The organism is Paramylibacter kogurei, assembly GCF_002742285.1.
In the GTDB taxonomy this organism is placed as follows: domain Bacteria; phylum Pseudomonadota; class Alphaproteobacteria; order Rhodobacterales; family Rhodobacteraceae; genus Amylibacter; species Amylibacter kogurei.
In genome coordinates, this window is record NZ_MDGM01000007.1 from 318,549 (window position 1) to 331,187 (window position 12,639).

Sequence of the window (12,639 nt, forward strand, 5' to 3'; positions counted from 1 at the left end):
ACGCAATCCATTTCTGGCAATATCCAAGGCGTCGACAAAACGTGGTTTTGGCGCGGAGTAACGCCCGCGTCTTTCGCAATCACTGGTGAGCATGGCAATCCGTGGCAGGATCGCCATTGAAAACGGGGTTATCACCCCCGTAAACACAACCACAATGGTGGGCCCGCCTTATAACATTGAAACACGGTTCTACACATGTTTCCCCTCGCAGATCGTGCAGGTATTGCACGCGCTGCGGGGTCTTTGTGCTGGATTAACCGCGAATGGCCTTGATCATGATTTCAACATTCTTGGGGTCTGCATCGGGTGTAATCCCGTGGCCAAGGTTGAAAATATGCGGCCCCTGCGACAGGGTTTCCACAATCCGTTTGGTTTCTGAAACAAGCTTGTCACCACCCGAAACCAACAGCCGTTGATCAAGATTGCCCTGCACACAGGTTTCCGTTTGCAGATTATCCGCCGCCCATTGTGCATCAATTGATCCATCAATCGCAACGCAATCCATTTCTGTTTCACGCGCAAAATTCACATAACCATCGGCTGTGGCGCCACGGGGAAATCCGATCAGGCGCACATGGGGTTGTTCTTCGCGCAACACCGATGCGATGCGCGCCGCAGGGCGTGTGATATATTTGGGGAACTGAAATCCAGTCAGCGCACCAGCCCAGCTATCAAATAATTTAATCACCTCAGCACCTGCTTTGATTTGCTGAATCAGATATTCAATCGTTGCATCCGTGATTTTATCCATCAAGGCATCAAAAACCGCTGGTTGATCTTTCATCAACGCCAATGCGGGCGCCTGATCAGGGGTGCCGCGCCCTGCAATCATATATGTGGCAACCGTCCACGGTGCACCGGCAAAACCGATCAATGCGGTTTCTTTTGGCAATGCTTCGCGCAGGTTGCGAATGGTTTGATAAATCGGGGACAGGGTTTCGTGCACATCCTCTGCATTGCCCAATTTATTGAAATCGGCCTTTGATTGAATCGTTGATAAACGCGGGCCTTCGCCAGTTTCAAACCACAGATCCGCACCCAATGCTTGGGGCACCAAAAGGATATCGGCAAACAGAATCGCGGCATCAAACCCATATCGACGAATGGGCTGCAATGTGACCTCTGTCGCCAAATCAGAATTATAACACAGCGATAAAAAATCGCCCGCCTCTGCGCGTGTGGCCTTATATTCGGGCAAATATCGTCCCGCTTGGCGCATCATCCATACGGGTGGCGTGGTTAAAGTTTCACCCGCAAGGGCGCGCATCAGCAGTTTTTCATCAGTTTTCATGTCGCCCTTCTATCGCGGCAATACGTCCAGCGAAAGGGCGATCATTGTGATTGCACCCCTTTGCCGCGGGCGATAGTTTGCGCACATGAGATTTAGCCCAGATACACCGCTGAAAATTGGCACCCGCGGGTCGCCACTTGCACTGGCCCAGGCACATGAAACGCGCAGCCGTTTGATGGGTGCACTTGGCCTGCCCGAAACCGCATTTAACATTGTGGTCATTAAAACCACGGGGGATCGTGTACAGGATCGCCCGTTGGGTGAAATTGGCGGCAAGGGTTTGTTCACCAAAGAAATCGAAGATGCGATGTTATCCAACGATATCGACATTGCCGTGCATTCGATGAAAGACATGCCCGTGGCATTTCCCGATGGTTTGATGCTGGATTGTTATTTGCCCCGCGAAGATGTGCGCGATGCGTTTATTTCGCGCAAATACAAATCCATTTCCCAATTGCCCAAAGGTGCGGTGATGGGTTCAAGCAGCCTGCGCCGCCGTGCGCAATTGGCCGCTGTGCGCCCCGATCTGAAACTGGTGGAATTTCGCGGCAATGTGCAAACACGTTTGCGCAAATTGGATGACGGTGTGGCCGATGCCACGTTTTTGGCGATGGCGGGGTTGAATCGTTTGGGCAGTGCCGACATTGCAAACCCCATTGAAACCGATGAGATCCTGCCCGCAATTGCACAGGGCTGCATTGGGATTGAACGGCGCGTGGATGATGCGGATGCGGCGGCCGCACTTGCGCTTATTCATGATCAAGATTCAGGGCTTCGTTTGAATGCAGAACGCGCATTATTGGCGGGACTTGATGGATCGTGCCAAACACCGATTGCAGGGCTTGCCACACTGGATGGTGATACGATCACATTGCGCGGCGAAGTTTTGCGCCCCGATGGATCAGAAAGCATCAAACATATGATGACAGGCGCGGCCAAGGACGGTGCGAAAATCGGTACCGATATGGCAAAAATCCTACGTGATCAGATGGGCGAAAATTTCTTCGGCTAATCTTGTTTTCTGAACTTTACAAATGTCCCACAAATCGCCATGTTGCGCGAGCCTTTGGGCAGTAGTGCGGGCGTGGCGGAATGGTAGACGCTGCAGACTTAAAATCTGTTTCTCGTAAGGGAGTGGGGGTTCGAGTCCCCCCGCCCGCACCACGAAAATCTTTCTTTAAATCATTGCAAAATTTAGGTTTTTCCAAACAACCCTGTGATGCGTGACAGGATGTTTTGGGCGGGTTCGTCATTTTGTGATAATCTCAATTCCGCCTCTGCGATAATTTGTGCGGTGTCTTGCGCGATCTCTGCTGGCAATGGCTTCATTTGTTTTACTGCGCGTTTTGCCGCTGTCACATCATCCATTGAAATGTCATAGCCGCGCCAGCGCGCAAGATGGAGCAGTTTCATACAGGCCGCTGCGCGTAAATATGTTTGCTCTTGTGCGTTCAATTGATCGGCAAACAATGCCAACAAACCATCAATATGCGTTGCCGCCTGTTTGGATTGCGCCAGTGATTTGTCATAATCAATTTCGTCGCGATGTTGCGCGCGGCGTTTTGCGTTTAATGCGGCGAGTGCGGCGTAAAATGCCTGTACTCTGCCTGCGATCACATCCATCGCACTTACACTGTTCAGGTGCAGGCGATATTCCCCAAGAATTGCGTTTTGCACCGCCAAGCGATGGGTATCAAACAGACGCCAGCATAAATCTGCATCCTCGGATAAATGCGCATCGCGATATCCGGTTTGCGCCAGCACGTCCAAACGGCCAAACATAAACGGGTGGGATAGATAGGGTTCTTTGGGAGGCAACCATTCTGGATCGGGATCATACACATTACTGACCCCTGAAATCCCCAATGGATGGCCCAGCTCATCAATATGTACTGCCTTGCACGACACCACGTCAGCCTGCGTAAATTGCAAAAAATCAAGCTGGCGCGACAGGCGGTTAGGATAACAAATATCATCTGCATCAATGCGTGCCACATATTTGCAATCCAGCCGTGACAACCCGTTGTTAAGCGCAGCAACAAGCCCCGCGTTTTGTTGCGCATGATAATGAATTTTATCGCTGTGCAGATCGTTGATAATCTGTGCGCTTTCATCGGTTGAGCCATCGTCAATGATATGGATGTCATAATCATCAAAATCTTGGATCAGCAAACTGTCCAAGGTTTGGCGCAAAAATTCTGCACCATTAAAGACGGGCATCAAGAATGATATTTTAGCCATCAATCACCCCCGAAATACCGCGCAGACCCATCACAAACCAATCCCGCGCAGGCAACAGCAATGATAACCGCGCATTGGATAATGTTGTCACATTCGCCAAATCACACCAACGCGCACGCGAAAATCGCAAAGTGGCGTAATCGCTCGGTGCGGCCCGATCCGGTTCATCCAGCGCATGATCTTGGCCATTGGTTTGATAATAAATGCGCGGAAATATCCGCTCTGCGGGGGCGTATCGGAAATGAACATGAACCGAGTTCCAGTCATCGGGAATATCAATTTCCAATCCCAACCAATCATTTTCACGACGATTTTCGCCGCGTATGATAAGCGTATCAATATCATTGATGCGTTGGGTTTGGGCCGTTAATTCCATCGCCGAATTGGGATCGAATGCAAATCGCAGACCACTTGCCAGAAACGTATCTGGGGTTAACACCGCTGGTTTTTGAAACGCGTTAAAATCAATATCAATCGCTGGCACGGGGAACCTTTCCTTGGTATTTCACCAATAATTCCGCGTCCACTTCTGTGCCATCATAAAGGCCAAGCAGAACACCACGCCGCATTGACCGTCCGCGCATATTGCGAATGTCATCTTCGGATTTTGTCACACGCTGGGACATGCGCCGCGCCCATTTTCCCAAACGTTGATACATCATATCAATCACATCGCGATGCGCATCTGATGCACCCAAATCGTTTTGTTCCTTGGGGTCATTTTTCAAATCAAACAACATGGGGCGAAATCCGCCCTCTGCGTGCATCATTTTCCAATCTTTATCCGCCACCATAAACAAACGACAATCGCGCGGTTCCATTCCCAATTTGGCGGCAAGCGCCGTTGCGCCATAGTCATATTCACTGATCGCAAATTCACGCCAATCATCAGGTTTTTCACCATGTAAAAACGGCAATAATGATCGCCCCTCGACGATATGATCGGGCACAGTACCGCCTGCATATTCGATAAATGTTGCGCTGCAATCAATCGCCTCGACCAGTTCATCACATGTTGTGCCACGCGTGGAATCTGCGGCTGGTGATGGATCGTAAATGATTAACGGCACCTTGGCCGAGCAATCATGAAACAGATCCTTTTCACCCATCCAATGATCGCCCAGATAATCCCCATGATCGGATGTTATGACAATCATCGTATCCTTAAGCCGATCCGTATCTTCCAAGAAATTCAATAACCGCCCCAATTGATCATCACATTGTTTGATCAAACCCATATAGGCCGGGATCACGACGTCGCGCACCTCTTGGCGGTGAAATGCCTTGCCGATGCCATTGCTGGTGAACCCTTCATAAACGGGATGGGGATCATTCAATTCACCATCAGCGCGGTTCAGTGGTTGAATATCATCAACGCCATATTTGTTGTGATAAGGTGCTGGTACAATATAGGGCCAATGCGGCTTGATATAGGACACATGCGCCAACCACGGTTCATCGCGCGATTGTTCGGATATAAAATCAATCGTGCGCGACGTAAGCCAAGGCGTTTCGGAATCTTCTTCGCGGATATTGGCGGGCATATCGGCGTTTTGCATCAAAAATCCGCTGGCAATTTCGCCCGCGTCCGTCGCGCCCGAATTGGCAAAATGATGCCACGGGTTTTGCCCTTCGTAGCCTTTGGATTTGAGATATTCGTTGTAGGGTGATCGGCGTTCATCATAAAACCCATCGGGGCCTTGCGCCCATAACCCATCGTCGCGAATATAACTATCGAACCCACATTCAGATTGGCGCAGCCCAATTTCAGAACCTTCTGACATGCCCAAACGTTCCATGCCATCCTTATCGGCGCGCATATGGGTTTTACCAATCAAATGACACCCCATGCCCAATTTGCGCAGATGATCACCCAAAGTATGTTCACCCACACGCAACGGATGCCCGTTCCACTGTGCGCCGTGGCTGTGACAATACCGCCCTGTGTAAAAGCTCATCCGTGATGCGCCACATACGGGGGATTGCACGTAACAGCGCGTGAACCGCACACCCATTTGTGCCACACGATCAAAATTAGGGGTGTGCAGCGTTTTGTGCCCCGCACATGACAGATAATCAAACCGAAGCTGATCATACATAATAAACAGAATGTTTTTTTTCGCGTCGGTCATTTTGCGCCGTTTGATATGTGGCACGCATTGCTGCGCGCCACGACGGTTTTATTGCAATGCCGCTGGGATACGCACACCCAGTTGCTGATAATATTTCAACGCACCTTTGTGCAGTTTCACGTTATCCGCACTGAACGCAGTATCCAGATTGACCGCATTCATATAGGGCGCTGTTTTGCGAATTTCAGGCAGGCTTTCCCAAAATGATTTGGTGATTTCGTAAACTGCATCTTCGGACATATCGTTACGCGCAACCACGCCAACCAATGAGCCAACCGTATAAACATCCCCATCCGATTGCACAGAATTTCCATAAATTCCTGCTGGGATTACATCCATTGATCGCCCAAGCGCGGTTGTTGCGGCCTGAATGCCGCCACCGCTTACTGATGCGACATCTGCGTTTGCCTTGGTCAGGCCAAGAATACGCAGATTCGACGTTAACGCCAGTTGTTCAACCTGTGGGAATGGTGGGATGCCGCCATTGATGTAAACGTCAAATTGACGATCTTGGAACCCTTGCAATGCGGTTCCCCAAGACGCTTTGACTGCTTCGTAATCTGTGCCTGCTTCGAACCCTGTTGTTGCCTTGATCCACCCCGCAGCGGTGTTATACGCGCCACCACCAGGAGGGCCTAAAAACACGCGCTTTCCTTTGATATCTTGCAGTGAATTAATGCCGCTATCTGCGTAAACAATCGTGTGATACGCACCATATGGGAACCAAAACAACAGGCTGAGGTTTTCGCGCAATTCTGGGGCATTGGGCAGGCTACCATACATCGCGGTGCCATTTGCCATGAAATCCATGATCGCAGGTGACGCCATCACGATATCAAGCTTGCCTTGCGCGGCCTCGATCATATGTTTGGTGGCCGCCCCTGTCGCATCAACGGTGATATCATATTTATCCTGTGCGCCATTCACGCTCGATGCCATGGTTGTCATCACCAAATAGGCCGATGACCCGGGTGCAATCGTTGCCATGCGCACCTTTTCACCCGCAAATGACGCCGCCGCCATTCCAACAATTGCCACCCCTGTGACCGCTATTTTCGTTAATCGTTTCATCGACTTCTCCCACGTCATTATGATATTTTTGAATCTTGTTTTGCGCTTTGGCTATAGTGATACACGAAAACGCCCATCGCCAAAATAATTCCTGCGATATTCATCAACGGATTCACCCAAAAAATAAGAATTGCCGCGATAATACGCAAAACGGTTTCCCAATGCGCCAGATGTGCACGTTCAAATCGCGCCAATGCGGTTGCGATCAACCAAGTGCCGATCAAAAAACCAACCGTGGCGTATATCAGGGTGAAATATTGATCCGTGCTGGAAAAATCATTTTCGATCAGCAAAATCTCTGGGCGATAGACAAACAAAAAAGGGATCACAAACCCCGCAATTGCCAAACGCACAGCGGTAAATCCCGTTTCCATCGGACGTGCGCCCGCAATTGGTGCGGCGGCAAATGCCGCCAAGGCAACGGGGGGCGTTACCACCGACAACACACCAAAATATAACATGAACATATGCGCGGCAATTTTGGGCAAACCCAGTTGTTCCAACACAGGCCCCATCACCAGTGCCAAGATCAAATAGGCCGTCACCGATGGCACCCCCATCCCCATCACCAAACAGCCCAGCATCACAAGGATCAGGGCGAAAAACAGGCTGCCACCCGATGCGGCGCGAATGGCATCGGCAAAGGCCAATCCGATCCCCGTCATATTCACAATGCCAATGACCAGCCCAACAGATATGACAATCACAATCAAACTGGCCGATGTCATGCCCGCGCGCACCATCGCATCCCACCACGCGGCGGGATTGCGAAACTGTTTGAACAAAACCAGACACAGGATCAGCGCAACCAACATCGCATAAAACCCCGCGTTTTGTGCCGTGCGCCCTGTGGTTAACACGCCAATGATCACCATCAGTGGCACCCAAAACGCGATGGATTTCACCCAATCCATGCGTTCCAATTTTTCACGCAACTCAATTGGCGTGGCACCAATGCCTTGTTTGCGTGCCTCGACCAGAACCACCATGAACAAAGAGATGTAATAAAACACGGCGGGCAGAATTGCGGCCAGAACAATTTGCAAATAGGAAATATTCGTCACCTTGGCCATGATAAAGGCAACCACCCCCATCACAGGGGGCATGATTTGCCCACCCGTTGATGCGGCCGCCTCGACCGCACCTGCGAATTTTGGTTTAAATCCTGCGCGTTTGATAATTGGAATGGTGAACACACCGGTGGATACAACATTGGCCACCGCCGCGCCTGACATTGTGCCAAAAAGTGCCGATCCAACAATGGCGGCATGTGCAGGGCCACCCGCAAATCGCCCAGTGCCCGCGAATGCAATTTTCAACAGGGTTTCACCCGCCCCCGATGCCTGCAATATCGCACCAAAGACGATGAAAACCAGAACCACGCTGGATACGACCTGTAATGGGCCGCCATATACACCATCGGTGGAAAACCACATGCGATCAGCGATGCTGACCCAATCGCGCCCCGCACCACCCATCCAATCAGGCGCCAGCGCATAGAGCAAAACCGCGCCGTAAACCACAACCATTGGTGTGCCAAAAAACCGATAGGTCACATAACCGATCAAGCCAAACGCCAGCCAAGCCAGCGCCATATCGATATTGCCAATAAAGACAAAGCTGTCTTCTTGGGCCGCCATGATCACGATCCAACGCGCCGTGATTGCGATGAACAATGCCAACATCAACAGATGAATAAGAATATTTATAATGTTGTTATGCGGTAGATTTTTATCAGCACTCGACGCCTGTGCATGCCCTGTTGCCGCTAAATTTAACAACGCTGTGGCCATGCCCAAAACGGCGGTGGTGCCATAAACGATGACCGTGTCAAAAACGCCAAACCCTGCGACATAGATCGCAAACACCGTCAGAACCGCAGCAACGCATTTTGACAATTGATACATGGCATTGGTTGCCATCGTGATATTCATCTGCCCCTCCCGTTGCATGCGACAACCTTGACCTATGGCAAGTTGCGCTGCAAGCGGGAATTGGGCGTTTTGTGGATTATGGATCCAAGCGCACCGCACCTTGGGATGCGTTTGCAACCAATGATGCATATGCTTTTAATGCGCGTGAAACTTTGCGTTTGCGCGGCTCTGCCGGTTTCCAAGCGGCATCGCCTTTGGCTTCCATTTCGGCGCGGCGTGCGGCCAGTTCTTCGTCAGACAACGCCACATTGATCGTGCGATTGGGGATGTCGATTTCGATGATGTCACCCTCAACGATCAGGCCGATATTACCGCCCTCGCCCGCCTCTGGTGAAACGTGGCCGATGGACAGGCCAGATGTGCCACCTGAAAAACGACCATCTGTGATCAATGCACAGGCTTTGCCCAAGCGCATGGATTTCAGATATGATGTTGGATACAGCATTTCTTGCATGCCAGGGCCACCGCGTGGGCCCTCGTATCGGATGATCACCACGTCACCCGCGGCGACCTCTTTGTTCAAGATACGGTTCACTGCTTCGTCTTGGCTTTCGCAGACGATGGCGGGGCCGCTGAATTTCAGGATACTGTCATCCACACCTGCGGTTTTCACAACACAGCCTTCTTGGGCGATGTTGCCAAACAAAACGGCCAAACCGCCGTCTTGGCTAAACGCGTGGTCTTTGTCGCGGATCACACCGTTTTCGCGATCTGTATCCAATTCTTTGTACAGGCGCGATTGGCTGAATGCTTGTGTTGTGCGCACGCCACCGGGTGCGGCAAGGAACAAATCATGCGCCGCTGCATCATTGGAAATTTTCACATCCCATTTTGCAATGGCCTGCGCCAATGTTGGTGTGTGCACGGTGGACACAGATGTGTCCAACAAACCGCACCGATCCAATTCACCAAGCAGCGCAAAAATGCCACCCGCGCGATGCACGTCTTCCATGTGGACGTTGGCAACGGCTGGTGCAACCTTGCACAGACACGGGGTTGAACGGGATAGGCGATCAATATCGTCCACGGTGAAATCAACATGGCCTTCGCGTGCAATGGCGAGCAGGTGAAGGATTGTATTTGTGGAACCACCCATGGTGATATCCATGGTCATCGCATTTTCAAACGCCGCCTTTGTGGCGATGCCACGCGCCGAGCGGGATTTGTTACCGTTTTCGTAATAATCTTTGGTCAGATCAACGATCAAACGCCCCGCTTCGCGAAACAATGCCTCGCGTTTGGAATGCGTCGCCAATGTTGAACCATTCCCCGGAAGGGCAAGGCCCAGAGCCTCTGCCAGACAGTTCATGGAATTGGCGGTGAACATGCCCGAACATGACCCGCATGTTGGGCATGCAGCCTCTTCAATCGCTTGGACATTGGCATCGGACATTTCGGGGTTGGCCGCCTCAATCATGGCGTCAACCAAATCGACCTTGCGCAGATCACCATCGATATCGACTTTGCCAGCCTCCATCGGGCCACCAGACACGAATACCACGGGGATATCCAAACGCATCGCGGCCATCATCATACCGGGTGTGATTTTATCACAATTGGAAATACACACCATCGCATCGGCGCAATGTGCATTGACCATGTATTCCACACTATCGGCAATAATTTCGCGTGACGGCAGGGAATACAGCATCCCATCATGCCCCATCGCGATACCATCATCGACAGCGATCGTGTTAAATTCCTTGGCAACACCGCCTGCGGCCTCGATTTCGCCGGCAACCAATTGACCAAGATCTTTCAGGTGCACGTGACCGGGCACGAATTGCGTGAATGAATTCACCACAGCAATAATCGGTTTGCCAAAATCATCATCTGTCATGCCTGTTGCACGCCATAAACCGCGCGCACCGGCCATGTTGCGACCATGTGTAGTTGTTCTGGAACGATAAGGAATCATCTGGCTATCCTGCTGTGCTGTAAATTCGTTTCGCCCTTTTGCCAGCAACAGCGGCGGATTTCTAGCCCTGTACAGCCAAACGTGAACAATTACTCTGCTGGTGGTAATTTTTTCTTGGGGCGGAATGGATGCAGGAATTGTTTGAAATAGCCTTTAGGCATGTCTTCACCCGCGACACCGTATTTATCGGGCCAGCGATCCTCTGGCATGTGGTATGTGCCAAACAGCCAATCGAACAGCGGAAAGTGGATGGCGAAATTGATATCAATTGCCTCGCGTTCCGATCCGTGATGCCAATGATGAAACCGCGGTGTCACCAACCAGCGTTCAATAAACGACAGGTTAAACCCAAGGTTTGAATGCACCAGCGCGGAATAAAAATAGACGATAATCAAATAAACCTGAATCGCTGCAGGATCAAAGCCAAGCGTTAACATCGGCAATGCCGTCACCGAGCGCAGCACCGCAATTTCGAAAAAATGCATCCGCGCACCCGCGATCCAATCAAGCTGTTGTGTGGAATGGTGGATCGAATGAAACCGCCATAAAAACGGCACCTTGTGAAATGCATAATGCAACCAATATTGCATAAAATCCGTGGCCAGCATGATCAGGAACACCTGAATAAACAGCGGCAATGTGAAAATGTAATGGCGCATTTCGGTGATGTCGAAATTATTGTTCACCACCTCTGATGGGGCAAGGGTAAGGTAATTCAACGCCTGCACCAATAACGAGCTGACCGCGAAATAAAAGAAATCTTCGCGCCATGCGAAACGCAACACCGTTTGATCAGGGTCGTGTGGAAACATGCGTTCCAGCGGGAGGAATAAAATCCCCACCGTCAGAACCTTGAGCACGAAAAAATCGAGCCCGAAATACATGCTACTGCTTCCAGATTCTGCGGGGCCTTGGATCAATGACGCCGCAACCACCAGAAAAAATCCGACCGATGACAACATGAAACTGCGGCTTAAAATCAGGGATGTGAATGACAAAACATAGCCAAACACGATGAATATTTGAAAGGCCACGCGAAACGGGATGAATTCATGGATCACCGCCAAATCTGGCGTGGAAAACAAATGTGGGTATCGCAAAACGATGGCAAGTGACAATGCGGCGACGCCACAGATCAAGGACAATGTGCCCGATAACCAGCCACTTCCAAATGGGCGTTCGGCGCGTGGTTTTTCCAATGCCGCTACAAATTTTTTAATCAATGACATGGGCAATCCAACATCTGTTATGCAAATGAACGCACAGGTTGCATGATTGATTTGGCAAAATCAACTATACGCCACCACCCAGCCGTTTGAACCAGCCGCGCACGCGATCACCCATGCTATGCGTGGTTTCGGAAACGTCATCCCATGCATCCTCGACGCTATCAACCATTGGATCAATGCGGCGACGTTTGAACAGCTGCATCAAGCGATAAATGCCCAAACAGATCAGCGCCAAAAAGATGGTAAAGATGATGTTGAACCACGGGATCAATGTCACATCTGGCCCATCAACCTGTTTCATTGATGTGGCATTTGGGAACAAGGAAAACACCGTATTGCGCCAACCATAATGGCGCACGGCAACCCATTTTGGATTGTCGCGTGTGGACACAAGCTGTTTTGCCTTGGCACTTAAATCCGAGCTATCGAATTTAAAATAGGGCGGCCAACCAAACCCCGTATCTTCGTTGCGATAAACCATCACACTTCCGTCTGGCATTTCAGTGTCTATAAATCGCACGTCGCGTGTGTCTTGTCTGATTGTGCCAGCGTCTTGTTTGCCCCAGAACATGGAATTGCTGGAAACATCCATACGTTTTTCATAGGCATCCAACACCAAAACGATATCGCGTTGTGGCAATGTGTAATGCAAAAACCCAACCGCATAGGCCGCAATCATGGAATAGGCCACCAGTTTCACCAGCCAGATTTTGATGAATGACGGCATGATTTTGCGCAACATTATGATCAAAAGCAGCAGCCCCAAAAACAGAGGCGACCAAACAAACAGGGTATATGCGATTGTACTGAGCATCACGCGATC

Annotated in this window: 10 protein-coding genes and 1 tRNA gene; 2 read left to right on the plus strand and 9 right to left on the minus strand. The window is 50.6% G+C overall.

All coding sequences use genetic code 11. From position 1 onward, the window contains the following. Nucleotides 1-253 precede the first annotated feature (253 nt). Nucleotides 254-1,291, minus strand: coding sequence for a uroporphyrinogen decarboxylase (hemE, locus tag BFP76_RS03660; RefSeq protein WP_099591804.1), 1,038 nt, complete (start codon nucleotides 1,289-1,291; stop codon nucleotides 254-256). 85 nt (nucleotides 1,292-1,376) lie between these two features. On the opposite strand from hemE, the gene hemC reads away from it, so the two are divergent. Continuing rightward, nucleotides 1,377-2,303, plus strand: a complete 927-nt coding sequence (gene hemC / locus BFP76_RS03665) for a hydroxymethylbilane synthase (protein ID WP_099591805.1) — start codon at nucleotides 1,377-1,379, stop codon at nucleotides 2,301-2,303. 66 nt (nucleotides 2,304-2,369) lie between these two features. After that, nucleotides 2,370-2,455: transfer RNA gene (locus tag BFP76_RS03670), tRNA-Leu, on the plus strand. A 30-nt stretch (nucleotides 2,456-2,485) separates the two neighbouring features. Here the strand turns inward: BFP76_RS03670 and BFP76_RS03675 are convergent. From BFP76_RS03675 to BFP76_RS03710, 8 genes are all read right to left on the minus strand, one after another. After that, the gene (locus tag BFP76_RS03675; RefSeq protein ID WP_099591806.1) at nucleotides 2,486-3,532 is read right to left on the minus strand and encodes a glycosyltransferase family 2 protein; all 1,047 of its coding nucleotides are present in this window, start codon (nucleotides 3,530-3,532) and stop codon (nucleotides 2,486-2,488) included. Then, nucleotides 3,525-4,016 carry a hypothetical protein gene (locus tag BFP76_RS03680; protein WP_099591807.1) on the minus strand — a complete coding sequence of 164 codons (492 nt, stop codon included), beginning with the start codon at nucleotides 4,014-4,016 and terminating at the stop codon, nucleotides 3,525-3,527. Before BFP76_RS03680 ends, BFP76_RS03675 begins: the two co-directional genes overlap by 8 nt. Beyond that, nucleotides 4,003-5,664, minus strand: a complete 1,662-nt coding sequence (locus BFP76_RS03685) for a sulfatase-like hydrolase/transferase (protein WP_099591935.1) — start codon at nucleotides 5,662-5,664, stop codon at nucleotides 4,003-4,005. Before BFP76_RS03685 ends, BFP76_RS03680 begins: the two co-directional genes overlap by 14 nt. A gap of 48 nt (nucleotides 5,665-5,712) precedes the next feature. Next, on the minus strand, nucleotides 5,713-6,735 hold the full coding sequence (locus BFP76_RS03690) for a TAXI family TRAP transporter solute-binding subunit (protein ID WP_165775654.1): 1,023 nt from the start codon (nucleotides 6,733-6,735) through the stop codon (nucleotides 5,713-5,715). 17 nt (nucleotides 6,736-6,752) lie between these two features. Next, nucleotides 6,753-8,669 (minus strand): TRAP transporter permease, encoded by a 1,917-nt coding sequence (locus tag BFP76_RS03695; RefSeq protein WP_165775655.1) that lies wholly within the window; start codon nucleotides 8,667-8,669, stop codon nucleotides 6,753-6,755. A gap of 76 nt (nucleotides 8,670-8,745) precedes the next feature. Continuing rightward, a complete protein-coding gene (ilvD, locus tag BFP76_RS03700) occupies nucleotides 8,746-10,587 on the minus strand; it encodes a dihydroxy-acid dehydratase (protein WP_099591810.1) in 1,842 nt (613 codons plus the stop codon). A gap of 89 nt (nucleotides 10,588-10,676) precedes the next feature. Beyond that, the gene (locus BFP76_RS03705; RefSeq protein ID WP_099591811.1) at nucleotides 10,677-11,816 is read right to left on the minus strand and encodes a sterol desaturase family protein; all 1,140 of its coding nucleotides are present in this window, start codon (nucleotides 11,814-11,816) and stop codon (nucleotides 10,677-10,679) included. Between the two features lie 64 nt (nucleotides 11,817-11,880). Continuing rightward, nucleotides 11,881-12,630 carry a DUF1523 family protein gene (locus BFP76_RS03710; protein WP_240513972.1) on the minus strand — a complete coding sequence of 250 codons (750 nt, stop codon included), beginning with the start codon at nucleotides 12,628-12,630 and terminating at the stop codon, nucleotides 11,881-11,883. Between the last annotated feature and the right edge of the window lie 9 nt (nucleotides 12,631-12,639).